Source organism: Polynucleobacter sp. MWH-Svant-W18, assembly GCF_018687495.1.
Lineage (GTDB): Bacteria > Pseudomonadota > Gammaproteobacteria > Burkholderiales > Burkholderiaceae > Polynucleobacter.
In genome coordinates this window covers 629,709-654,882 of the sequence record NZ_CP061293.1, presented here as the reverse complement: position 1 = coordinate 654,882, position 25,174 = coordinate 629,709, and the positions used below count along the sequence as shown (strand labels likewise).

21 protein-coding genes and 1 tRNA gene are annotated in these 25,174 nt (G+C 47.1%); 6 read left to right on the top strand and 16 right to left on the bottom strand.

Annotation, left to right across the window (positions count from 1 at the left end; all coding sequences use genetic code 11):
* Positions 1-54: 54 nt before the first annotated feature.
* Positions 55-4,062, bottom strand: coding sequence for an ATP-dependent RNA helicase HrpA (gene hrpA, locus C2757_RS03460; protein ID WP_251366786.1), 4,008 nt, complete (start codon positions 4,060-4,062; stop codon positions 55-57).
* Between the two features lie 53 nt (positions 4,063-4,115).
* Here hrpA and argA point away from each other — a divergent pair, with 53 nt between their 5' ends.
* Both argA and C2757_RS03450 read left to right on the top strand, forming a co-directional pair.
* Complete coding sequence (argA, locus tag C2757_RS03455; RefSeq protein ID WP_215376183.1) at positions 4,116-5,480, top strand: amino-acid N-acetyltransferase; 1,365 nt, start codon at positions 4,116-4,118, stop codon at positions 5,478-5,480.
* Between the two features lie 32 nt (positions 5,481-5,512).
* A complete protein-coding gene (locus C2757_RS03450; protein ID WP_062308940.1) occupies positions 5,513-5,785 on the top strand; it encodes an oxidative damage protection protein in 273 nt (90 codons plus the stop codon).
* A 214-nt stretch (positions 5,786-5,999) separates the two neighbouring features.
* Here C2757_RS03450 and rpiA read toward each other — a convergent pair whose 3' ends face one another.
* Entirely contained in the window at positions 6,000-6,710 is a 711-nt protein-coding gene (gene rpiA, locus C2757_RS03445) for a ribose-5-phosphate isomerase RpiA (RefSeq protein WP_215376180.1), read from the bottom strand.
* A 102-nt stretch (positions 6,711-6,812) separates the two neighbouring features.
* On the opposite strand from rpiA, the gene tal reads away from it, so the two are divergent.
* On the top strand, positions 6,813-7,775 hold the full coding sequence (tal, locus tag C2757_RS03440) for a transaldolase (RefSeq protein WP_215376177.1): 963 nt from the start codon (positions 6,813-6,815) through the stop codon (positions 7,773-7,775).
* 23 nt (positions 7,776-7,798) lie between these two features.
* Here tal and C2757_RS03435 read toward each other — a convergent pair whose 3' ends face one another.
* The 3 genes from C2757_RS03435 to rnr are packed head-to-tail and all read right to left on the bottom strand — an operon-like array spanning position 7,799 to position 11,201.
* Positions 7,799-7,984 (bottom strand): DUF2892 domain-containing protein, encoded by a 186-nt coding sequence (locus C2757_RS03435; protein ID WP_215376174.1) that lies wholly within the window; start codon positions 7,982-7,984, stop codon positions 7,799-7,801.
* Between the two features lie 48 nt (positions 7,985-8,032).
* Entirely contained in the window at positions 8,033-8,788 is a 756-nt protein-coding gene (gene rlmB, locus C2757_RS03430; protein WP_215376171.1) for a 23S rRNA (guanosine(2251)-2'-O)-methyltransferase RlmB, read from the bottom strand.
* Between the two features lie 25 nt (positions 8,789-8,813).
* Entirely contained in the window at positions 8,814-11,201 is a 2,388-nt protein-coding gene (rnr, locus tag C2757_RS03425) for a ribonuclease R (RefSeq protein WP_215376168.1), read from the bottom strand.
* Positions 11,202-11,358: 157 nt separating this feature from the next.
* Here rnr and C2757_RS03420 point away from each other — a divergent pair.
* Positions 11,359-11,445 (top strand) — tRNA-Leu (locus C2757_RS03420).
* 21 nt (positions 11,446-11,466) lie between these two features.
* Positions 11,467-12,816, top strand: a complete 1,350-nt coding sequence (locus C2757_RS03415; RefSeq protein ID WP_215376165.1) for an APC family permease — start codon at positions 11,467-11,469, stop codon at positions 12,814-12,816.
* Positions 12,817-12,828: 12 nt separating this feature from the next.
* Here the strand turns inward: C2757_RS03415 and C2757_RS03410 are convergent, their stop codons facing one another.
* Genes C2757_RS03410 through C2757_RS03400 form a run of 3 tightly spaced genes read right to left on the bottom strand, consistent with a single transcriptional unit; the run spans position 12,829 to position 15,304 of the window.
* On the bottom strand, positions 12,829-13,326 hold the full coding sequence (locus tag C2757_RS03410; RefSeq protein ID WP_215376162.1) for a hypothetical protein: 498 nt from the start codon (positions 13,324-13,326) through the stop codon (positions 12,829-12,831).
* 23 nt (positions 13,327-13,349) lie between these two features.
* Complete coding sequence (locus tag C2757_RS03405; protein WP_215376159.1) at positions 13,350-14,033, bottom strand: dienelactone hydrolase family protein; 684 nt, start codon at positions 14,031-14,033, stop codon at positions 13,350-13,352.
* 23 nt (positions 14,034-14,056) lie between these two features.
* Positions 14,057-15,304 (bottom strand): MFS transporter, encoded by a 1,248-nt coding sequence (locus C2757_RS03400; protein WP_215376156.1) that lies wholly within the window; start codon positions 15,302-15,304, stop codon positions 14,057-14,059.
* Between the two features lie 70 nt (positions 15,305-15,374).
* Here C2757_RS03400 and C2757_RS03395 point away from each other — a divergent pair, with 70 nt between their 5' ends.
* Entirely contained in the window at positions 15,375-15,890 is a 516-nt protein-coding gene (locus C2757_RS03395) for a hypothetical protein (RefSeq protein ID WP_215376154.1), read from the top strand.
* Here the strand turns inward: C2757_RS03395 and C2757_RS03390 are convergent.
* The 8 genes from C2757_RS03390 to hfq form a co-directional block, all read right to left on the bottom strand.
* Positions 15,856-16,371 carry a hypothetical protein gene (locus C2757_RS03390; protein ID WP_215376151.1) on the bottom strand — a complete coding sequence of 172 codons (516 nt, stop codon included), beginning with the start codon at positions 16,369-16,371 and terminating at the stop codon, positions 15,856-15,858. The genes C2757_RS03395 and C2757_RS03390 overlap by 35 nt on opposite strands.
* Before the next feature lie 76 nt (positions 16,372-16,447).
* Positions 16,448-18,664: a malate synthase G gene (locus tag C2757_RS03385; protein ID WP_215376148.1), complete on the bottom strand. Its 2,217-nt coding sequence runs from the start codon at positions 18,662-18,664 to the stop codon at positions 16,448-16,450.
* Between the two features lie 58 nt (positions 18,665-18,722).
* Positions 18,723-20,063: an adenylosuccinate synthase gene (locus C2757_RS03380; protein WP_215376145.1), complete on the bottom strand. Its 1,341-nt coding sequence runs from the start codon at positions 20,061-20,063 to the stop codon at positions 18,723-18,725.
* 69 nt (positions 20,064-20,132) lie between these two features.
* Positions 20,133-21,293 carry an ATP phosphoribosyltransferase regulatory subunit gene (locus C2757_RS03375; RefSeq protein ID WP_215376143.1) on the bottom strand — a complete coding sequence of 387 codons (1,161 nt, stop codon included), beginning with the start codon at positions 21,291-21,293 and terminating at the stop codon, positions 20,133-20,135.
* Between the two features lie 20 nt (positions 21,294-21,313).
* Positions 21,314-22,183 (bottom strand): protease modulator HflC, encoded by an 870-nt coding sequence (hflC, locus tag C2757_RS03370; protein WP_215376140.1) that lies wholly within the window; start codon positions 22,181-22,183, stop codon positions 21,314-21,316.
* Positions 22,183-23,685 (bottom strand): FtsH protease activity modulator HflK, encoded by a 1,503-nt coding sequence (hflK, locus tag C2757_RS03365; protein ID WP_215376137.1) that lies wholly within the window; start codon positions 23,683-23,685, stop codon positions 22,183-22,185. The genes hflC and hflK overlap by 1 nt, the downstream gene beginning before the upstream one ends.
* Positions 23,675-24,883: a GTPase HflX gene (gene hflX / locus C2757_RS03360; protein ID WP_371817038.1), complete on the bottom strand. Its 1,209-nt coding sequence runs from the start codon at positions 24,881-24,883 to the stop codon at positions 23,675-23,677. The genes hflK and hflX overlap by 11 nt, the downstream gene beginning before the upstream one ends.
* Positions 24,884-24,908: 25 nt before the next feature.
* A complete protein-coding gene (gene hfq / locus C2757_RS03355; RefSeq protein ID WP_215376134.1) occupies positions 24,909-25,148 on the bottom strand; it encodes an RNA chaperone Hfq in 240 nt (79 codons plus the stop codon).
* Positions 25,149-25,174 lie beyond the last annotated feature (26 nt).

Genomic DNA, 25,174 nt, shown 5'->3' with positions numbered 1-25,174 from the left:
TATTGTAAGCAATGCAAGCAGGTTTTAATGCCCCTCCGTTTAACTCGAATTGACCTAGCGCAAGCTAGCCAGAACCTTTTCCAAGCGCTTTAAAGACATTGGCGTTGGGGTTTTGAGCTCCTGAGCATAGAGCGCCACCCTCAACTCTTCGAGTTGCCAACGAAAATCTTGTAGCGCAGGGTCTTCATTCATGGCATAGGCTGCTGAACCCTTGCTGCCCTGAAGCAACTTTTGCCATGGTCTTGCAACCGATTCCCAATCCTTTTGGCACTGGACATCACGAGTCGGGTTGGAGCGCAACTTATCAATTCTGAGTGCGATGGCTTTTAAATAACGGGGGATGTGCACAAGCTGAGCATAGGGAGTCTGTGCTACAAACTTGGCAAAGATTAAACCCTGGAGTTGCGTTTGAATATCAGCGTAGGCAGTTGGAGATGCTGCTTTAGCACTAGCAATCTTCTTCTGCAAATCAGCATAGGCCTTAAGCGCAGCTAAGGCATGTTTAGAAATCTCTTGTGCAATGAGTGCTAAGCGTGGCTTACCGGCCTGTAAGCGCTCTGCAAATTGCTCAGCATTCACAGGCAGAGGATCGATCATGAAAGCCCGCTCGACTGCAAGATGAATAATTTGTTCGATCAAGCCATCGACTGAGCCAATATTAATAAAGAGCAATCCTAGCTCCCGAATACCAGGCAATTGTTTTTGCAGTGCCTTGAGCGTGTCTCTATTACTTAGTGAAAATAATCTGCGCAATCCTTGCTGGTGCTGCTTTCTGGCCTCGACTAGATCATCAAATACCTCTAGGTCACAGTAATCCCCCCGATCCACCAAGGCCGGATAGCCAAATAGGGTCTTGCTCCCCTTTTGGATCTCAAGGGTTTCAGGAAGCTCGCCAAATTCCCAAGAGCGATAGCCTGATTGCTCTACTGAGCGGGCTTTTGCATCTGCATTAGCGCTAACTTTAGGCGCATCTACCCCTAACTCTGTCTGCGCCGTCTCTTGTGCAATCGCCTGAAAAGCACTGCGAGCAGTTTCGCCATACTCTGAGCGAAGGCGTGCAAGGTTACGCTCCACTTCTAGCTGTCGTCCATGTTCATCAACCAAACGAAAGTTCATTGCGGAATGCAGCGGCAAGGATTCTGGTCTAAAGTCTGTGCGCTTAATCTCCAGTCCACGTTCTTTACGAATATCACTGATGAGACTATCCAGAAAGTCACCAACTCCAAATTGCTTGGCATCTAATGTACGCTCTAAAAATGACTTGGCATAGTCAGGCAATGGAACACAATGACGGCGCAGCTTCTGAGGAAGAGATTTGAGTAGTAGCAATACCTTTTCTTCACACATACCTGGCACCAACCATTCACAGCGGCGGCCATCGACTTGATTGAGTTGTGTGAGCGGCACCACCAAAGTCACGCCATCCTTGGGGCTACCAGGCTCAAAGTGATAAGTCAGGTTGAGTTCTGCCCCACCCACCAGAAGCTTCTTGGGATAACGATCTACGGTAATACCTGCAGCCTCATGCCGCATTAAGTCTGCTTTTTCCAGTCTAAGCTGGGTATCAAGTTCAGGTTCTTTTTGCAGCCACGCTTTGAGGCCCTCCCGATTACAAATCGTTTTAGGTAGGCGAGATTCATAAAAAGCAAACAGCAAATCATCATCGACCAAAACATCGGGACGACGTGAGCGATGCTCTAGCGCTTCAATTTCTTTAATCAAACGGCAGTTGTGCCAGAAGAAACCAAATTGCCCGGGATATTTTCTCTTGGCATCCGCTTCAATTTCTCGCTGTAGCGCTGGCGATTCCATGCGACCAAACAGCTCTTCTTGAACTAAGGCCTGTCCAATAAATAACTCACGTGCCTCTGAAAAATTGTGCGGCTCATAGCGAACTCTGCGACCATGGTAGATTGGCAAACCATATAGGGTTCCCCGCTCAAACACCAGTACTTCACCCTGACGGTTATCCCAAAATGGATCGCTTAACGATTTAATTAGGCGATGGGCGGCGACTTTCTCAACCCATTGCGGCTCAATCTTCGCAATCGTGCGAGCATACATTCGGTTTGTCTCTTGCAATTCACCAGCCAAAATCCAGGCACCTGCCTTTTTTCCAATGGTGGAGCCAGGCCAGATGAATGGCCGAATGCCACGGGCTCCGACATACCCACCAGTCTTACTATTGCGGTCTTGAGACTTTTCGTCTTCCTCTTTTTTAGCCACATAACCAAGCAAACCTGTCAGCAATGACAAGTGAACTTGCTCATAGGTAGCAGGCAGGCCATTTTCTTTCCAGCCCTTTTCACCGAGCATGGTATGCAACTGACCATGGACATCACGCCATTCACGAAGACGTCGTGGAGATAAGAACTTGCTTCTGCATAAATTTTCTAATTGGCGATTGCTGTGCTTGTGTTGCAAAGCATCTTGGTACCAGTTCCAGAGCTTCACAAAACTCAAGAACTCAGAGCGTTCATCGGCGAACTGCAAATGCGCTTGATCTGCTGCTGCACCTTGATCCATTGGTCGCTCACGGGGATCTTGGGTGGCCAATGCGGAGGCAATAATGGTGACTTCTTTTAAGGCATTTTGTTCTTTGGCAGCAAGAAGCATTCTGCCAATGCGAGGATCTAGTGGTAAATCAGCTAATTGCTTTCCAATCGGAGTGAGTTTGAAACTATTGTTCAGATCCTTGCCATCAACTTGGTCCTTCTCATCATATTCAATCGCACCCAATTCATCTAATAGTTGTACGCCATCAGTAATAGCCCTGCCAAGCGGCTTATCAATGAAAGGGAAATGCTGAATCTTTGGTAAGCGCAGTGAGCTCATGCGCAGCAAGACTGCTGCTAGAGAACTGCGCAAAATTTCAGGATCGGTAAATTTAGGACGGCTTTGATAATCCAGCTCGCTATATAAGCGGATGCAAATACCATCAGAGACACGTCCACAACGCCCTGCTCTCTGATTAGCAGCTGCTTGTGAAATCGGCTCAATCTGTAATTGCTCTACCTTATTACGGTAAGAGTGGCGCTTGACTCTCGCCAAGCCACTATCAATTACATAACGAATATTGGGGACGGTTAAGGATGTTTCAGCAACGTTAGTGGTCAGGATGATGCGGCGGCCATTACCTGGATTAAATACCCGCTCTTGCTCAGCAACAGATTGGCGCGCAAATAAACTCAGAATCTCTGGATGAAAGCGTTGCTGGAGGATGTGGTCTTTACGCAGAGCTTCTGCACAGTCCCGAATCTCACGCTCACCTGGTAGAAAGACTAAGACATCGCCAGCCCCACTAGCCCCTTCTTGCCAGAGATGAGTAATTGCTTCAGTAACCGCTTCAGGAATTTCCTTGGCAACTTTAGATTCTTTTTTGCCATCTGGCTTCCCAGTTGAATTCGCATCGGGCTCTAGCGGTGCATATCGCTGCTCGACTGGAAAGAGTCGACCGCTGACCTCAATGACTGGCGCTACAGTGCCGTTGATTGCAAAGTGTTCTGCAAAACGCTGGGCATCAATGGTGGCTGAGGTAATGATCAGCTTGAGATCTGGCCGCTTGGTCAGTAATTGCCGTAGATACCCCAGCAGAAAATCAATGTTCAGGCTACGTTCATGGGCCTCATCGATGATAAGAGTGTCATAGGCGCGAAGCTGAGGATCGCGCTGTGTCTCGGCCAACAAGATGCCGTCCGTCATCAACTTGACTGAAGCCGTATTGCTAGTCTTGTCTGCAAACCGCACTTGATAGCCTACATCCTGACCGATGGGTGAGCCCAGTTCTTGGGCAATGCGTTTGGCTGTGGCAGTCGCTGCAATTCGGCGGGGTTGGGTATGGCCGATCAATTTGCCACCATTGATGGTCCCCCTACCCAGGTCTAAACAGATCTTTGGCAATTGCGTGGTCTTACCTGAGCCTGTTTCACCGCACACAATGACCACCTGATGGCTCAGCAAGGCATCCTTGATCAGCTGACGCTGACCCGATACCGGCAACTCCTCTGGAAAGCGGATTTCCAGCCTACGCTGGGTGTTGGAAGCAGGCACAGGCTTTGGCATTGCTTTGGGTTTTTGTTGGTTTATAGGCTCTTGCACCCTATAATTTTCTCACTATGCCAACAAATGCACCGAACCAGGCGCTCAGCGCCACTGAATCTACCTCCAACTTCCCATTTGTAGGATGGTTACGCGACGTTGCCCCTTACATTCATAGCTTCCGCGAAAAGACTTTTGTCATTGCCTTCGCGGGTGAGTTAGTTCAAGAAGCGGGTCTTGAGAACCTCATTGAGGACATCGCGATGTTGCATGCCATGGGTATGCGTATCGTCCTGGTTCACGGTATCCGCCCTCAAATCGAAGAGCAACTGATGTTGCGCAAGATTAAGAGCAAGTTTGGTAAGAGTTCAATAAACAGTTATCGCATTACGGATGCGGCAGCACTAGAGTGCGTTAAAGAAGCTGCCGGTGAATTACGTCTGGATATCGAAGCGGCATTTAGTCGTGGCTTACCCAATACCCCGATGGCTGGCTCTCGCATTTCTGTGATCTCAGGAAACTTCATCACTGCGATGCCAGTCGGCGTGGTCGAAGGTGTTGACTATATTCACACAGGTCTAGTACGTAAGGTGGATTCCACTTCTATCAAGTTATCGTTAGATAGCAATAAGATTGTTTTGCTTTCTCCTTTAGGTTTTTCACCAACGGGTCAAGCATTTAATCTCGCCTATGAAGATGTGGCTGCTTTCACTGCTGCTGCACTGAAGGCTGATAAGTTGATTTTCTTAAGTCAATTTGAAGGGCTTCACGATCAGGAAGGCGATCTCATTACTGAGCTGTCCTTACCGCAGTTGCAAGACTATATGCATGAGCATAAAGATATTGGCGTTAGCATGAAGAGTCTGCTTAATATCTCGGGCCGTGCGATACGGGCTGGGGTGAGCCGTGTTCATTTCCTGCCTTGCAATCAAGATGGTGCTCTACTGGAAGAGCTCTTTACCCATGATGGTATTGGCATGATGCTGGCCTCTTCCGATATTGAAAACTTGCGCGAGGCCAACCAAGACGACGTTGGCGGCATCTTGCAATTAACGATGCCACTAGAAGAGGAAGGCATCTTAGCGGCCCGTGGGCAAGATGTGATTGAACGGGATATTCAGCGCTTTTCAGTGATTGAGCATGACCGCGTACTCTTCGGTTGCGCAGCCCTCTTTCCCTTCCCCAATGGTGTTGGTGAATTGGCTTGCCTAGCAGTCGATCCAGATGTTCAAGGATCCGGTGACGGCGAACGTTTATTAAAGCGTATTGAAATGCGCGCCAAACAAGAAGGTATTAAAAAATTGTTTGTACTCACCACGAGAACAGAACATTGGTTCTTAAAGCGTGGCTTTAAGAGGGCAACGGTAGATGACTTACCTGAAGAAAGAAAGCAAATTTACAACTGGGACCGCAAGTCCATGGTCTTAACTAAAGATTTATAAGTAAAAAGCAATTATTCAGAAAGGCATTACAGATGGCACGCATGGTTCAATGCATCAAGCTCAACAAAGAGGCTGAAGGAATGGATTTTGCTCCGCTTCCTGGCGAGCTTGGCAAAAAGATTTGGAATCAAGTTTCTAAAGAAGCTTGGGCTGCCTGGTTAAAGCAGCAAACCATGTTAATTAACGAAAATCGCCTCAATATGGCCGATCCCCGTGCTCGCCAGTACCTTCTGAAGCAGGTCGAGAAATACTTCTTTGAGGGTGGTGCAGATATGGCACAGGGTTACGTTCCACCAGCTGAGTAAATCTTGATCTGGAGTGTTGACACAGTCAAAACACAGGCATAGGATGTAATTGTGGTGAGGCAGTTTGAGTGCCCCGCCACATTGGCGAAAGCCATTTAAGAATAAGCACATCTATGTGCTTATAGGCTAAGGAACTAAATACCTTCCGAGTGCCTGCGCCATGCAAACCATGGCAAACAACCCGATGGGCATACCCCGTCGGGTTTTTTACTTTCTAGAGGACGATTCTTTCCACGCCAGAGGTATTGCTGACCAACAAGATGTCCGCTTTTTCTTTGGCAAAGAGTCCAACCGTGATCACGCCTGCAATTTGATTGATTTGAGCTTCTAAAGCAATAGGGTCGCTAATCTTCAATCCAGTAATATCCAAAATCCAACCACCGTTATCTGTCACAAAGGGCTCACTAGGGGTTTGTTGGAGATCAGCCCGAATACTTTTGGCTGGGCGCAAGGTTACTTTACCGCCAAGCTTTTCCAGCTCTCTAGCAACCACACCCTTTGCCAAAGGAATGATTTCTACTGGAAGCGCGAAGTTACCGAGTACCGGCACTTGCTTAGAGGAATCGCAAATACAAATAAATTGCTTAGCCATGGAGGCAATGATCTTTTCTCGAGTCAGCGCCCCACCGCCCCCTTTGATCATGTGGCCAGCAGGATCGATTTCATCGGCGCCATCAACATAAGCTGGAAGGCTGACGACATCATTGGGATCTAGCACTTTGAAGCCATGCTTGAGCAGTCGCTCAGTAGTGGCATTCGAACTGGAAACCGTACCTGCAAAATGATCTTTGTGGGGGGCTAAGGCATCAATGAAAAAGTTGGCAGTTGAGCCAGTACCCACACCTAAAATTTGTCCAGCAGCCAGCTTGAGAACCTCATCCCGAGCTGCTTCACCCACCATTTGCTTTAATTGATCCTGAGTCATGTGTCCGCCAAACGCCTTTACTAGAACTGAGTAATGAATGCATCTATCATATGATATTCATCAGAAACCTTCCAAAGCAGACTTCTTTTAGACCCATAAGCCATGAATAGCACCGCCCTTACATCCAGTCAACTTGAGCAGCTCAAGAAATTCACGACCGTTGTAGCAGATACAGGTGACTTTGAGCGCATGCAAGAGTTTCAGCCGCAAGATGCCACGACCAATCCATCCCTTATTCTCAAGGCGGCACAGCAAAGCAATTACCAATCTTTGGTGAACTCCGTTAAGGCTGCACACCCAGGCATGAGTCCGACAGACCTAGTGGACTATATCTTGGTAGCGTTTGGTTTAGAGATTCTAAAAATTGTTCCTGGCCGCGTTTCTACTGAAGTCGATGCACGTCTTTCCTTTGATACAAAGGCAACAGTCGCTAAAGCGAAACACCTCATTTCCCTGTACGAATCTCATGGCATTGATCGCAAGCGGATTTTGATCAAGTTAGCTGGCACTTGGGAAGGCATTGCTGCCGCAAAAGAATTAGAGTCTGCCGGTATTCATTGCAATATGACCCTGCTCTTCTCTTTAGTGCAAGCTGCCGCATGCGGCGCTGCCAATGCCAAATTGATTTCTCCATTTGTCGGTCGCATTACCGATTGGAATAAAGCAAAGCTTGGTACTAGCTGGAGTGATGCCAATCATGGCGGCGCCAATGATCCTGGTGTGACTTCTGTCAAACGCATTTACCAATACTACAAACACTTTGGCATTGCTACTGAAATCATGGGTGCGAGTTTTCGCAATACCAGCCAGATCCTTGAACTAGCAGGCTGTGACCTACTAACTATTAGCCCAGAGCTATTGGCAGAGTTGAGCGCGAATACTGCTAGCGTTAGCAAGAAATTGGATGCCACTAGCGCTTTGAATGCACAGATCACCCCATTAAAACTAGATGAGTCAAGCTTCCGCTTACAACTGAATAATGATGCAATGGCCACCGAGAAATTGGCTGAAGGTATTCGTAATTTCTGTATCGACACAGAAAAACTAGAAGCCCTACTTGCGTAGAGCCTTGCTAGTAATAGAACTACTTATTTTTTGGCAGTACTGATGCCAATCAAACTATAAAGGGGGCAATTGCCAATCATTCCAGTCAATAGCGGAATAATTCCAATCCAAGCCCAAGGGCCAGTAATCCCAAATCCAGCTAAACCCATTAGGGTAACGCCAACTGTCATCCGTAGAACGCGTTCAGTGTGACCAATATTGCATTTCATATCAACCCCTTAAGTATGTATTTAGTAAGTACTAAATTCAGCTTAGGCTTATTTTTTGGTTTTAGCAAGACGTTGTCTTAATGTCTCATAGAGACATACACCGCTGGCCACCGATACATTCAAACTCTCCACCACTCCCTGCATCGGGATACGGACAAGTTCATCACAGGTTTCTTTAGTGAGGCGGCGCATGCCTTCACCTTCAGCGCCCATCACGATCGCAATCGGGCCTGTCAGATCAATATCGTAGATCGATTTTTGAGCTTCATCATCAGTGCCAATTAACCAAACACCCGCTTCTTGCATTTCTTTCATGCTCCGAACGAGATTGGTTACGGTAATCACGGGCATCACTTCAGATGCGCCGCTAGAGACTTTGCTGACGGTAGCGTTGATGGATGCTGAACGATCTTTAGGAATCACCACTGCATTGACACCAGCACCATCGGCTACACGCAAACAGGCACCAAAATTATGGGGATCGGTAACGCCATCCAAAACTAAGAAGAGTGGCTTTTGCTGCGCTTCCTCGACATCCTCCACCACTTCTGTAATGGTGCGCGCTATGGTCATCTTTTCAGCTAAGGCAACGACGCCTTGGTGACGATCATGGCCAGTCAATTTATGTAAACGCTCTGCATCTGCTGCATGCAAACGCTCACCTAAGATTTCTTCTGCTTGTTTTAAAAAATCGCCCATACGTCGATCACGACGACTAGGGTCAAAATAGACCGCCTTAAGACTATCTGGGTCAACGCGTAAGCGCGCTTGTACCGCATGAAAGCCAACCAATATTTGTTTCATCTGATGTGCTTATTCTCTACTGTTCTTATTTACGACGAGCCGCTCGGGTATTGCGCACTGGAGGCTTATTTCCAGCAGCCTTCCCTGGCGTTCTACCGGGCTTATTGCCTTTGCCGTTCTTGCGACTAGCCTTGCTCTTCGATTGGGTGGCACTCAACGCTCCAGCAGACTTAGCAGCATTCACATTAATGCCGCTGGGCTTTTGTGGAGTCTTATTCGCAGGGCGAGTCTTTTTAGATGCTGCTTTTTTATTAGGTCTGCCAGTATCAGCCGCTAAGAGCAATTGACGGCGATTAGAGGCGCCACTCGCATCAGCCCCAACGGATTTAACTAGACTAAATTCGATCTTACGGGCATCTAGGTCGACACGGCTCACCAATACATGCAGGCGATCGCCTAAGCGATAACGAATACCAGTGCGTTCACCGCGCAACTCTTGACGTGCCTCATCGTATTGGAAGTAATCTCCACCAAGTTCGGTGACATGGACCATACCCTCAACGAATAGGTTTTCCAGCTGAATGAACAATCCAAAGTTGGCAACGCTAGTTACTGATCCTGCATATTCTTGACCAAGATGGTCACGCATGTAATAGCACTTGAGCCAAGCCTCAACATCTCGCGATGCCTCATCAGCACGGCGCTCATTGGATGAGCAATGGACTCCTAACTGACCCCAAATAGGTAAAGCAGCATTACCGCCCTTCGGCGTTCTAACGCCTTTGCTTGGGACAGCCTTGGCATCATTTTGGGATTTCTTGGCATTGACTGCATTCTCACGACCCTTACCTTTACGTGGCAGTGTCAAATTCAATGGCACGTTCGGCGGAATAACGGGAGCGTAAGGCTTCTTTTGCAAGATGGACTTGATCACGCGATGGGTCAGCAAGTCAGGATATCTGCGAATCGGACTTGTGAAATGAGAATACGCTGGATAAGCCAAGCCAAAGTGGCCTTCATTATCGGGCTGATACATCGCTTGTTGCATGGAGCGCAATACTACAGATTGCAACATATTAGCGTCAGGACGATCTTTAATTTCACGCATCAATTTTGCAAAATCGCGTGGCTTAGGTTTCTCGCCACCGCCTAGTGACAAACCAGAGGTTCTCAGCACCTGACGCAAAGTCACCAACTTCTCTTCGGAGGGCTCACCGTGTACACGGTAAAGACTCAGATGTTTATTCTTCTCAATGAAGTCGGCAGCACAGACGTTCGCCGTTAGCATGCACTCTTCAATTAAACGATGAGCATCATTGCGCAAGCGTGGTTCGATACGCAGAATCTTGCCCAGCTCATTACTAATGATTTGGGTCTCAGTCGTCTCGAATTCAATTGCGCCACGTCGCTCGCGCGCAGCCAGGAGAATCTTAAATAAAGAGTAGAGATTGCCCAATAAGGGACGGAATTGCGCAAAACGCGCTGCTTCAGGCCCTTTACTATTTGAGAGAATTTCCCAAACGATGTCATAGGTAAAGCGTTGTGCAGAATGCATCACTGCTGGATAAAACTGGTAGGCCAAGACTGTACCGTTGTTATCTACTACGGAGTCACAGACCATACAAAGACGATCTACATCAGGATTGAGCGAGCACAAGCCATTAGAGATCTTCTCTGGGAGCATCGGAATGACACGTCTTGGGAAGTAGACTGAGGTTGCCCGGAGCAAGCCTTCGTCATCCAAGGGATGTCCAGGTTTGACGTAATGGGAAACGTCGGCAATGGCAACAATCAAACGCCAGGCTTTAGTTTTGCCATACATGATGGGTTCGCAATATACCGCATCATCGAAGTCTCTCGCATCAGCACCATCAATGGTGACCAATGGAATGTCCCGTAAATCTACTCGACCCTCTAAATCGGCCTGCTGAACTGTATCGGGAAGCGCTGCAGCTTCTTTCATAGCAGCAGCTGAGAACTCATGTGGCACACCATACTTGCGTACAGCGATTTCGATCTCCATCCCAGGGTCATCAATCTCGCCCAAGACCTCAACCACGCGGCCAACCGCTTGGCGATAGCTATCTGGATAGTCAATAATTTCTACGCTAACTACCTGACCTAATTTTGCTTGTCCCTGTCCTTTTGGCGGAATCAAAATGTCATGACCAATGCGGTTATCTTCTGGCGCAACAATCAAGACACCGTTTTCATTCAAGAGACGGCCAATGACTACCTTATTCGCGTGCAGAACGACTTCAACAATTTGCCCTTCAGGACGACCACGTCGATCTGTTCCTAATACTTTGACGTTCACTCTATCGCCGTGCATTACACGGGACATCTCTCGTTCAGAGAGAAAAATATCTTCCCCACCATCGTCGGGGATTACAAACCCAAATCCATCTCGGTGACCCTGGACTGTTCCTAAACGATCAGCCTCTCGCGGCACCAAGTCTTTTGCTTTACGCATTTAATTCCTTCGGCAATACATGCCCTTACTATATATCTGTTGATATCTATTTTTGTTATGAATAGGCCTACTGTATCAAACCACTAAGACCAATCTGAAAAAGCCAAAATGGCGTTCAAAAAGCCTAAAAACGCCCATCCCCCTATAATAGAGGCATGCCCAGGTGGCGAAATTGGTAGACGCACCAGCTTCAGGTGCTGGCGATCGTAAGGTTGTGGGGGTTCGAGTCCCTTCCTGGGCACCAAACACTCTCCATAGACCCTATATGGGGTTAAATGAAGCAAATGCAACCCTAGCTAAGCAAGAAACCTTGAACTCCAGCCTATTAAAGAAAACCAGCGCAAAGGGCAAAGAAATTAGCCTCTTTTCTGCTACCGCCCTAGGAATAGGCGGGATGATGGGCGCTGGTCTCTTTTCTTTGCTTGGCACCGCTAGTGCACATGCTGGTACCCATGTACCAATCGCCTTCTTATTGGGAGCAATTGCAGCCTCTTTCTCGGTCTACTCTTATGCCAAATTGGGTGCCACCTTTCCGAGTAGCGGCGGAGCAGCTACTTTTACCGTAATGAGCTTTGGCGATGGACTGATTTCAGGGGGGCTCAACTCATTTCAATATATTGCTTATCTGATTGCAGCAGCACTGTATGCTTGTGGATTTTCTGAATACGCCAACACCATTTCCGGCGGAAATCTCTCAGCATTCGAAGTCAAAATCATAGGTGCAGTCATTGTTGTGCTGTGTGCGGGAATCAATCTACTGGGCACCGATATTGTTGGTAAAGCTGAAACCATTGCAATCGGTTTTGTCACCGTCGCCCTGCTTCTGTTTTCTGCTGGTGGCATTCATATTGCCAATGTCAGCAACTTTGAAGCGTCTGGCTGGTCTATGAATGGCATCGCTATTGCTACTGGGATCCTCTATATCAACTACCAGGGCTTCGGAGTGGTAACCAACTCCTCTAATGCAATGCGTGAGCCGCAAAAAGAACTGCCATTAGCGATGTTCTCGGCACTCATCTTAGTAACAATAGCCTATGTATTGGTGAGCACCGCCGTAGTGCTGTTAATGAGTCCAGCACAAATGCTCCAATTTAATGGGCATGTACTAGCTGATGCCGCTCAAATGGTTGCTGGAAAGCTGGGCTTTAGCATCATCGCCGCCTCTGCACTTTTAGCTTGTGCAGCAGCACTCAATGCCACGATTTTTGCAGCATCGAATATTGCCGCAGACATGGCCAGAAAAAGCTCGATCTCCAAGATTCTGGGTGGGGCTGTTTTAAAAACACAAATCCGTGCTTTAAGCGTTTCTTCATTCATTGTGATTGCCTTAGTGCTAGCATTTCCATTGGATGTAGTTGGCAAGATGGCTAGTCTAGCCTTCTTATTGGTTTATGCAGCCATTACTTATGGCCACATCAAGGTACGGAAGCAAACGGGCGCCAAACTTTGGCCCTTATGGACTGCGATTGTGGTGAACCTCAGCTTGTTTACTACGCTATTTATTAACGTGGTCGAGAGCGCCCCTGGTAGCGCAATCGCATTGGCCTTAGCCCTCTTTGGATCTTTTGGCCTTGAGGCACTTTCTAGAAGTTATCTAAAACACAAGTTGGATTAAATTCAAGCTTTTTTAAATCGCCATTGAGCGATGCAAGATCTTGGCTTTCATTTCTTCCCAAAGACTTTCATAATCCTCGGTTTTTTCGTCTGAAAGCTTTACAGGATCATAAAGATGTCCAAAAACAATGGACTCTCTTTTTACTAAAGTCTTCTCAAACTCTGACAACGCAATAGGCTTATCCTCCAGATCTCGCGTGAGCTCTGCGGAGCAAACAATCGCCTGCTGATCATCCTTATCTACCACTGCAAACTCAATAAATTGCTGGGACTGATCGACAATAACCAAAGTTCCCCGAGCATAAGTGAGTGCATCATGCTGTTGCACGATATAGGCTAAGAACTGATCTTCGTCGACCCTCTCCATCTGCAAATCATCAATAAAGAATAAATACTGATCGCCATCGCCATTAACCATCGTAAATACCTTTGGAGTGGCGCCGTGACCCAAAACAATATTGCGATAGTAGCTAGCTACTTCAATGGCGAGATTTTCTGAGAAAAGATGCATAACAAATTCACTTCGGTTTTTAGTTAAGTCAGGTTCTTCTTCAAGAACTCCATAGTTCTATCCCAAGCTAGCTTTGCTGCCGCTTCGTTATATTGCAAAGGCGGCAAGCCTCGCACATCAGATTTTGGGTTAGCAAAAGCGTGTTTGGCATCATAGCGCTCAAAATCATAATGAACACCCGCTTGCTGGAGTTTTTCCTCGAGTGAATCTACCCCCGAAATGCTGAAAAAATCATCGTGCAAGGCCCAATGGGCTAGCATCGGCTTCGTAATCGCCTGAGCATCAACATACTCTAGCGGTGGATAGCCATACCAAACTACCGTGCCATCTAACTCTGGAACATTGCATGCAGATAGTACGGTTAGTGCGCCGCCCATACAAAATCCAGTGACTGCTACTTTTTTACTACCAGTCGCTTTGAGATATTGAACTGCGCCACGAATATCTTGACCTGCTGCGTCTCCAAAGTTCAGATCACCCATCAAATGCTCAGCCTCATTCGCTTCGAGCGCCAACTTACCACGATATAAATCTGGGACGAGCGCGCGGTAACCTGCTTTAGCTAAACGATCTGCTACAGACTTCACTTCATCATCTAAGCCCCACCATTCTTGAATGACGACGACTCCAGGGGCATCAGTTGAACCAGCTGGCTCGACTAGATAACCCTCTAGCAATTGACCATCTGGCCTTTTAAATTGAATCATGTGCACTCCCTATTTCTGTTTTCTTAAGCGTTATTTTCTGCAGGAATTTTGGCATCAGTATGAATATATCCTACCAGCCAAAATGTCAGCAAACCACAGAGGGCTGCCCCATAGCCCACTAGGTTGTAATGCTCCATCATGCCGTCTGGCCGAATCGTCACAATCATGCCCGCCACTACAGAAGCAATACCGGAAGCAAGCATTTGCGTTGAACCCACCAAACTCATAAAGGTTCCCCGAATTTGAGGGGTGACCACTTGGCTCACCATAGCCATCGCGGGGATCATCCGCCCTGAAATCAGGATGAAAAAAGCTGTAGAGTTAATCAATACCATCCACAAAGGCACCGGAACTAAATTGGTAGTCACGATCAGGGGAACTAAGCTCACAATCGCCAAGAATCGAAACACTTTGACCTTGCCATACTTGTCAGCCATATGTCCGATGTATCTCGAACTCATTAATGTCGCCACACCACCACAGAGATAAATCAACGAGATATAAGAATCCGCAACACCGACGTTAGAGGTGAGATAAAGCGCAATGTAGGGAATCACCGAGAATCCCGTCAACATAATTAAAGCCATGAATAAAAAGGCTCGCAAGTGATGATGGGCGATCACGATGTCATAAATTTGCTTCCAGCGACTGCCTTCGTGAATATGATGGAGGTGTCCAGATATTTTGGGAATATTGCGATAGCCAATAATCAAAATAATGATGGAGATTAGACCGATGAAAATAAAGGGGGCGCGCCATCCTAGAAATTGAATATGGTTAGCTAAGAACAAACTGAGCGGCACACCTGCAACCGTTGAGACGGAGAATGCCGCCATAACCGTACCCAAGGCTTTACCCCTCCGCTCAAACGGAATGGAGTCAGCCACAATAGTTTGCACTAGAGATCCTAAGATTCCACCAAAAGCACCTGCACAAGCTCGAGCAATAAACAGTGAGTGATAGTCCGGTGCAAATCCACAGGCAACCGTCGCCACGATAAAGCAGACATAAAGACGCAACAACAGTCCTCTACGCTCAAAACGATCAATATAGTAGGTGGCAAATACCCCTGCTATCGCTGCCGCAAATGTATAAGAAGAAAGTAACAGTCCAAACTGATGGGTATTGATGGACAGGGCTTTAATGAACTGAGGCCCCAAAGGCATCATGATCATGAAATCCAAGATATGTGTGAACTGAATTCCCGCTAAAGCTAGGAGAAAAAAACGTTCTCGCTTGGGGGAATCAAAAAGGTTGGAAGGCTGGCTCAAGGTCTACTTTACACACACTGGTCAATATGACATTATCACCTCTGATACCAATATTTGCAGACCACCCCTTATGTCAATCATTTCAGACCCACTAGCCAACTCCTCCTTGCTAGGCATTCCATTCATACCATTGATCACGGATATCTTCTTTGGCATTCTCGGTCTATTAATCATCCTAGTTTTTCATGGCAGTCTGCTCAATCACATTATCATGCGTTTTGAAATCAAGACTGACTCAAATTTGAAACTTGGTCAATACAATCGTGTCTTCATGCACTTCTATGCGTCATTCTTCTTTATCGCCCTAGTTCACATCACTGAAATTATTCTGTGGAGCTTTTTCTTACTGGGCTTAGGCCTCATGAAAGATGGTGTAGAGGCTTTGCTTTTTGCAGGCAGTTGCTACACCACCGTTGGCTTTCAGGCAGATACTCTACCAATGGGATGGAAAAGCTTAGCGTTTTTTATTGCGTTTACAGGATTATTTTCTTTGGCCTGGACTACCTCAGGCATGTTCGGCATGACCGATGCCTACAAAAAAGCTTGGAATCTCAAGTATGGTCGTGAAGATTTGACTTCTTCTTAATGTAATACCCATAGACACAACGATTTCCCCCTCTTGAAGGGTTATGAGTGTCATAAATCACTCCGTCAATGACGGCAGTGAGATGCTTCGATACCTTCACAATGAGGGTATCGGTTGGCAATTCAGTAGGCCTCAAATGCACTTGGCATCCGGCGCCTACTTTCATCGTCGGTACCCACTCAAAGCCATGACTCAGGATGTAATCATGAAAGACATTACGATGATTTCCATTACGGGGCGATGAACCTTTCCGCGTGAGGTGTCTTGAAAGCTTGTTATCTCGCTCGTTCGCGTACCGAGCATTAGCCTCACGTAGATCTTCATAGACTTGTAAGTAAGGAAGATTGGCAGCAATCGCAATGGATCTCACCACACAGTCACCTGCCCCACCCTTAAAGCCAGCTGCATCTCTACCACCATCATGCATCCGAAAGGAAAAGACGGGATGGGATCGAGAGAAGAGATTAAAGAAGCTAAACATGTGCTTGATAAGATTGGCAAATAAAAAATGGACTTGCCTCTCGACAAATCCATTTTTTTTGACAGATCAACCTGAATTACTTCGCTTGCGCTTTCTTTACTTCTAAACGCCAAGCGTGTAGCAATGGCTCTGTGTAGCCATTAGGCTGCTCTAGACCTTTGAAGATGAGATCACTTGCCGCTTTATAAGCAAAAGAGTCTTGGTAATTCGGCATCATCGGTTGGTAAAGCGGATCACCAGCGTTTTGACCATCGACTACCTTAGCCATACGCTGCAAAGCCTCATTTACTTGCTCTTTAGTCACAATACCGTGCAACAACCAGTTGGCAATATGCTGACTAGAGATGCGCAAAGTGGCACGATCTTCCATCAAGCCTACGTTATGGATGTCAGGAACCTTAGAGCAACCAACACCTTGGTCAATCCAGCGTACTACATAACCCAAGATGCCTTGGCAATTGTTATCCAACTCTTGGGCGATCTCTTCTTTTGACCAATTTGCTTTTTCAACAACTGGCACAGCCAATAAGTCATCAATCAATGCTTCTGCTTCTGCAGCGGTATTGAGCTTTTCCATTTCTTTTTGAAGAGCCGCAACGTTCACTTGGTGATAGTGGAGTGCATGTAAAGTCGCAGCCGTTGGTGATGGTACCCAAGCAGTATTAGCACCAGCCTTTGGATGAACAATCTTCTGCTCAACCATGGCTTTCATCATGTCAGGCATAGCCCACATGCCCTTACCGATCTGAGCGCGACCACGAAGGCCACAGTCCAGACCTGCAAATACGTTACGACGCTCATAGGCAGATAACCATTTGCTGGTTTTCATATCCCCTTTGCGCATCATTGGACCGGCATACATGGCAGTGTGCATTTCATCGCCAGTACGATCTAAGAAGCCAGTATTAATAAAGGCTACGCGCGCACCTGCAGCAGCAATTGCAGCCTTAATGTTTGCACTCATGCGACGCTCTTCGTCCATGATGCCCAACTTCACTGTATCTGCTGGTAAACCCAGTAATTTCTCAACACGACCAAAGAGCTCACTCGCAAAAGCGACTTCCTCTGGGCTATGCATTTTTGGTTTCACGATGTAAACCGATCCCTTGCGAGTATTACCAATCGCTTGGTTAGCAGGACGATTGATGTCATACAAAGCAATCAATACGGTAACTACAGCATCCAAGATACCCTCGTAAATCTCTTTACCATCACCAGTAATAATGGCTGGGTTGGTCATTAAGTGGCCAACGTTACGCAGGAAAAGGAGTGAGCGGCCATGCAAAGTCACCACGCCATCTTTAGCATCGACGGCACCAATACCTGCTTTGTACTTGCGATCTGGATTGAGTGTGCGGGTAATAGTCTTATCACCCTTCTTTACTTCCTCAACCAAAGTACCCTTCAAAATACCTAGCCAATTTTCATAGGCGAGTACTTTATCGTCTGCATCCACTGCAGCAATCGAGTCTTCTAAGTCCAGAATAGTCGAAAGCGCTGCTTCTAAGATCACATCATTAATACCAGCAGGATCACCTGAACCAATCGTTTTGGACTTATTGATTTCAATATCAATGTGAATGCCGTTATTACGCAACAAAATTGAGCTTGGAGCTGCAGCATCGCCTTGATAACCTACAAATTGCTTTTCATCAGCCAAACCAGTTGTGCTGCCATCCTTGAGTTTGACTGCTAACTGATTGCCGTCCACTGTGTAGGCCACTGAATCTTTATGAGAGCCTTTGGCCAATGGCGCAGATTGATCCAAGAAATTACGGGCATAGGCTACGACCTTAGCACCACGGATGGGGTTGTAAGCACCAGTTTTCGTTGCGCCATCTTCCTCGGACAATACGTCTGTGCCGTAAAGAGCATCATATAAAGAACCCCAGCGTGCATTGGCAGCATTCAATGCATAACGCGCATTGAGAACAGGCACCACTAATTGAGGACCTGCTTGTAGTGCTAATTCATCATCTACATTTTGTGTTGTGCCAAGAACCTTACCTGGAACTTCATCCAAATAGCCGATATCTTTTAGAAACTTGCGATAAGCTGGCATATCTTTGATTGGGCCAGGATTGGCTTGGTGCCATTTATCCAAATCCACCTGAATACGATCACGCTTAGCGAGCAAGGCCTCATTCTTTGGCGTTAAGTCTTTAACGATTTGATCAAAGCCCTTCCAAAAATCTGCACTCTTGATACCAGTTCCAGGAAGAACTTTGTCTTCGATAAAACGATAAAGTGGAGTTGCTACTTGAAGGCTATTGCAGGTGGTACGCGCAGTCATGTTGTAAACCTTTGTCTCTAATGCGAATGTTAAAAAATGGGTAATCGATAATTTTCCATCAATCCTGGAAAGGATGCTGGAGCAAAATGGTTTCATCGCGCTCTGGACCTGTGGAGACCATCGCGATAGGCTTGCCGGCTACTTCCTCAATCCGACGCAGGAAGTTCTGCGCCTCTACTGGTAGCTTGCTCCACTCACGGATGCCGAAAGTAGTGCCTTGCCAGCCTGGAAAATCTTCATAGATTGGCACGCAACGGGCAACGGATTCGGCACCGCGTGGCAATACGTCAAGTTTCTTGCCATCGAGGGTGTAACCAACGCATAAACGAATAGTTTCTAAACCATCCAATACATCTAGCTTTGTAATACATAGGCCAGAAAGACCATTGATCTGAATTGAACGCTTCAAGGCTGCCGCATCTAACCAACCAGTTCGACGGGGACGGCCTGTTACAGAACCAAACTCTTTACCAACTTCAGCTAAACGCACGCCAATGGGATCTTGTTTAGCAGGATTGTCGTGGTCATAAAGTTCGCTTGGAAACGGACCTGCGCCAACTCGAGTGCAATATGCCTTAGTAATACCCAAAATGTATTGCAATGAATCTGGCCCTACTCCTGAACCAGCAGCGGCATTCCCTGCTACGCAGTTGCTTGAAGTCACATAGGGATATGTGCCGTGGTCAATGTCGAGCAATGTACCTTGCGCACCTTCGAACAACAAATTCTGACCAGCTTGTCCTGCAGCATAGAGTTCGCTAGAGACATCTACTACCATCGGCTTGAGGCGTTCTGCATACGACATGGCTTCGGCAAGCGTCTTTTCATAATTCACTGGTTCAGCGCCGTAGTAGTTGCTTAACATGAAGTTGTGATATTCCAAATTCTCACGGAGTTGCTCAGCAAATTTTTCTGGATAGAACAAATCTTGCACGCGTAAGGCACGACGCGCTACTTTATCCTCATAGGCAGGTCCGATACCGCGACCAGTAGTACCAATCTTGGCTTCACCACGCTTCTTCTCGCGCGCATGATCGATGGCTACGTGATAAGGCAGGATCAATGTAGCCGCCTCAGAAATCTTCAAACGAGACTGAACATCTAAGCCAGCTGCCTCAAGTTCACCGATTTCTTTAAAGAGCGCTTCAGGAGAGAGAACCACACCGTTACCAATGTAGCAAATGACTTCTTTGTGCATAATTCCGGATGGAATGAGGCGCAAAATGGTTTTCTTATCCCCGATGATCAGCGTATGACCAGCATTGTGACCACCCTGAAAGCGTACTACCGCTTGAGCATGATCGGTTAACCAATCCACTACCTTGCCCTTGCCTTCATCACCCCACTGGGTGCCAATGACAACGACATTACGACCTTTAGCTTGCTGCTTTGAAGACATAGTGAAATCCAAAAAGATAATTACAAAATAGGTTAATGATTCAGCTTAATAATGCGGTACTACTTTTATTTATTTCTTCTTTACTACCCAAGAGTTACCCTGCTTGACTAACTCACGATCACATTCATATTCGGCAGCATCGGCAGTTTCACCAGCCATCAACTGAACGACCACCTCACCTTGACTGCGCAGAGCATCAATTGCTTGATTTAGCTCGACATCATTGATCCAAGGGGCAGCAATCGCCAACTTGCGCACTGATAGAGGCGACAAGCTTGCTAAGGTCAGCAAATCTAATGAGAATCCAGTAGCAGGACGTGAGCGACCAAAGGCCTGGCCTACATGGTCATAGCGCCCGCCTCTTGCAATCGGCTGCGGATGCTTATCGACATAAGCAGCAAACATCACACCGCTGTGATACTGATAGCCGCGCAGATCCGCCAAATCAATGCTGAGCTCTAGACCACTGGATGCACTGACGGCAGAGACTAAACGCTCCAGATCAGCGAGAGCCTGATCAATGGCTGCATGCTGAGGCAATACTTTTTTAGCTTTGACTAAGACTTCAGCACAAGGACCATTTAATTCAGTTAAGGCCATGAGTGCTTCGGTAGTTTTCGCTGGTAAGCAAGAGGCCCATTGGCTAAGGCGAGGACGATCCTTGCTTTGCAATAAATCATAGAGAGACTCAATTGCATTTCTATCGAGCTTTTGTTCAGCCAAGATACCAGTCAGGATGCCAGCGTGAGATAAATCGAGGTAAACCTTTTCCAGGCCAGCAGTTGATAGCGTCTTTAGTAACAGTGTGATGGCTTCAAAGTCAGCCTCCCAAGTAGCACAACCGTAGATTTCAGCACCGATCTGCAACTCTTCACGCGCTAAGCTTCCTACTGGAGTACGTGCGTGGGCAACCGAGCCTGCATAGCAAAGACGAGTAACGCCAGTACGGTTTAATAAGTGCGCATCAATCCGAGCCACTTGCGGGGTCATGTCAGCGCGCAAACCTAGGGTACGTCCTGACAACTGATCGACTAACTTAAATGTTTGTAGATTGAGATCTGAACCTGTGCCAGTCAATAAAGAATCTAAGAACTCCAAGATTGGAGGCGTGACTAATTCATATCCGTAGGATTGATAGAGATCCAAAATCGTACGACGCAGGGTCTCCACCTTGCGAGCCTGGGCTGGCAAAACGTCTGCAATATCTTCAGGAAGTAACCAACGATTCATGATGTGGATTATTCACTTTCTTATTTTTTGTGCAGGAATTTAAAGAATTCACCGTTTGGCTCAACCACCATGATGTCTTTCTTATCCTTGAAAGAACTCCGGTAGGCCTCCAAACTCTGATAGAACTGAGCAAACTGAGGATCGCGCCCGAATGCCTCGGCATAGAGGGCTGTAGCTTTAGCATCCCCTGCTCCTTTGATCTTCTGGGCATCACGGTAAGCTTCAGCCAAAATCGTATCGCGTTGGCGCTCTGCATTGGCACGAATCTTGTCTGACTCTGCCGCGCCCATAGAACGCAGTTCATTCGCAACTCGCTTGCGCTCTGCCTCCATACGACGATAAACAGAATCACTGATTTCAGCCAAGAGATCAACCCGCTTTAGACGCACATCGACAATTTCAACACCAATATCATTCGCGTCATCAGCAACCTTTTTCCGAATCCCTTGCATGACTTCTTCGCGCTGATCAGAAATCAATTCCCGAACTGTACGTTTAGTGAACTCTTCGTTCAAAGCGGAGCGCACTAACTGAGTTAAACGATCTTGCGCTAAACGCTCATCACCCTTAAAACTAATGAAGAATTTACGAGGATCTACAATGCGCCACTTCACATAAGAATCGACTAATAAGTTCTTCTTCTCAGCAGTAATAAAGCGTTCTGCCTCTGGATTATCAATCGTCAAAATACGGCGATCAAAGAAACGAACGCTTTCAAATGGGGCTGGCAGCTTAACGCGCAGGCCCGGCTCCTCAATGACGCGCACGATCTGCCCAAAAGAGAACACCACTGCGAATTTGCGCTGATCGACAATAAAGATGCTGGATGACAACACATACATCAAGACAATGAATGCAATGGCAGCTGCAATAAGGCGATTAGCATTCATTATCGGGACTCCCGATCACGACTGCGCAGACCATCGCGCTTATCAGTAGTACTGCTTGATGATGAAGTGTTAGTAGTCGTAGTTGGTGCTGCCGTAGTTGCAGTGCTACCAGTCGCTCCGCCCACAGTCACGCTGCCAGTTGGGGTAGTGGCTGTACTGGATGGATTGACTTGAGTATTGGCGGCCTGCGCACTTTCCGCACTGACCTGAGCAACGATCTTATCTAAAGGTAAATACAAGAGGCTATTGCTCTTCGTTGTATCGACCAAAATCTTCGTTACGTTGTTATACATCTCGCGCATGCTATCGATGTACATGCGATCACGTGTGACCTGTGGTGCCTTAGCGTACTCCACCAAAATTTGCTTGAAGCGGGTGGCATCGCCTTCCGCAGTTGCCACAACCCTTGCCTTATAACCCTCAGCCTCTTGAATTAAGCGGGCCGCAGTGCCTTTTGCACGGGGAATAATGTCATTGGCATAGGCCTCCCCTTCACTCTTTAATCGTTCTTGGTCTTGACCAGCTTTCACTGCGTCATCGAATGCTGCTTGCACTTGCTCTGGTGGCTGAACATTTTGTACTGTGACGCTAGTTACATAAATGCCGGTCTTGTAGCTATCCAGAATTTTCTGAATAGAGTTCGCCAAATCAATACCAATCTTTTCGCGGCCTTCATATAAGACGGTATCCATCTTGCTCCGAGCAACGATTTCTCGCACAGCAGTTTCTGCGGCTTGAACTACTGCAGTATCTGGATCGCGGTTATTGAATAAATAATCGGTTGGATCTTTTAAGCGATATTGCACAGCAAAGCGCACGTCGATGATGTTTTCATCTTCGGTAAGCATGGATGAATCTTTTTGATTGGTGGCCTTAATTAATACTGGACGCCCTACTTCCACTGAGCGCACGCCAGATAAGTTCACGGTTTCTTCTGACTGAATCGGCCAAGGCAGATGCCAATTAATACCTGGCTTAGCGGTGTAGTCATATTTACCGAAAGTCAGGATGACGCCAGCTTGACCTTCTTGAATAATGAAAAAGCCACTGCAAACCCAAATGAAGAATACTGCGGCAGCGCCAATCAAGACACTGGCCTTCGAACCAAATGGATTGGTGAAATTGAAATTTGGCACACCACCATTACCGCCATTACTACCGTTACCACCATTGCCTCGCTGTGATGGTGGTGGAATATCAGTGCTATTCGGTTTGTTAGCAGGCTTACTGGGTGATGCACCTAGGCCAGGTTTTTTTGGACCGCCAAAAATTCCAGCAATCCTGTCATTGAAATCTCTCCAGAGCTCATCTAAGTCTGGTGGGCCACTGGGTTTAGTGGGTTGCTGTGTTGGCTGAGTCTCTACCGGTTTATTGCTATCGGGCTCTACTTTTGGCGCCTGCTCATTTCCCTGCCCATCTTTGGCATCTTTAGATCCGGTATTGGGGGTATTACCCCAACCTGGGTCATTGACCGAAAACAGGCCTGTAAATTTACGCATCATTAGGAAAATAGCTTCGGTTGGGAATCGGATTAAATTCAGAAGTTGCTGGTCGTTCAGGTAAAGGCTCTAAAAACTCGTCCGGGGCCAATTGCTTCTTGGCACGGTTGTGCTCGACCCTTATTCTATCAGTCATTTGAGAGCATTCCGCGAGGGCTGAGCGTAGTAAATCCAGGCCCAGGCCGGTCTTGGCTGATAGGAAAATCTGGCTCGGAAAGCCCTCCCCATCCCGCTCCAAAACTGCCCCACGGGTAAAGGTTTGGGGCATCTGGTCAATCTTGTTCATGACCTCAATCCGCGGGATGTGGTCAGCTCCAATTTCCTCTAAAACTGCCTCTACTTCTGCCTTTTGCTCTCTAGCAACTGGGCTACAGGCATCAATCACATGCAAAATCAGGTCTGCATGGATGGTTTCATCTAAAGTAGCTCTAAAGGCCTCAACTAACTGGTGAGGCAGATCTCGGATAAATCCGACGGTGTCTGAGACCACAATCGAGCCCACATCCTCTAAATGTACTTTTCTGGAAGTGGTATCTAGGGTGGCGAAGAGCTGGTCAGCGGCATATGTCCCTGCTTTAGTTAAGGCATTAAAGAGCGTTGATTTACCGGCATTGGTATAGCCGACCAAGGATACCGAGAACACATCCTTGCGATTGCGCGCCCTTCTTTGAGTTCTTTGTTGGCGCTGCAGTTTTTCTAGTTCAAGCTCTAGACGCTTGGCCTTGGTTGCCAGCATACGGCGGTCAAGCTCCATCTGCGTTTCACCTGGACCACCACGCACACCAATACCACCACGCTGACGCTCCAAGTGGCTCCATGCTCGCACTAGTCGAGACATGCGATAACGCACTTGCGCCAGCTCTACTTGCGTCTTACCAATATGGCTTTGCGCTCTTTGACTAAAGATATCCAATATCAAGCCCGTGCGATCCATCACATGGCGACCTAGATGACGCTCCAGGTTACGTTGCTGCGTTGGGGAAAGCGGATGATTAAAGATTGCGAGCTCAGCATCATGCTCTTCCAAAGCCCGTTTGAGCTCATTGGCCTTACCCGAGCCAATAAATAAAGCAGGGTCGGTGCGACCTTTGCGGGCAATGACACTCGCTGCGGGTATAGAGCCAGCACTATCAGCCAATAGGCTAAGTTCGGCCATGCTATCTGCGAAATCTTCGCGTCCGGTATCTACCCCAACCAGGATGGCGCGAGCCGCATCTACACCTGTTTTATACAGAGCTAGCTTCTTCTATGCGAAAGTCAATCGCACGAGCAGGAACGATCGTGGAGATTGCATGTTTGTAAACCATTTGGGTCACCGTATTGCGCAACAACACAACATATTGATCAAAGGATTCAATATTGCCCTGCAACTTAATGCCGTTGACCAAATAGATCGAAACAGGAATATGCTCTTTGCGCAATGCATTGAGAAATGGATCTTGTAGTAATTGAATTTTGTTATTCATACTGCTCCTTATTTATCTTTTCTGAT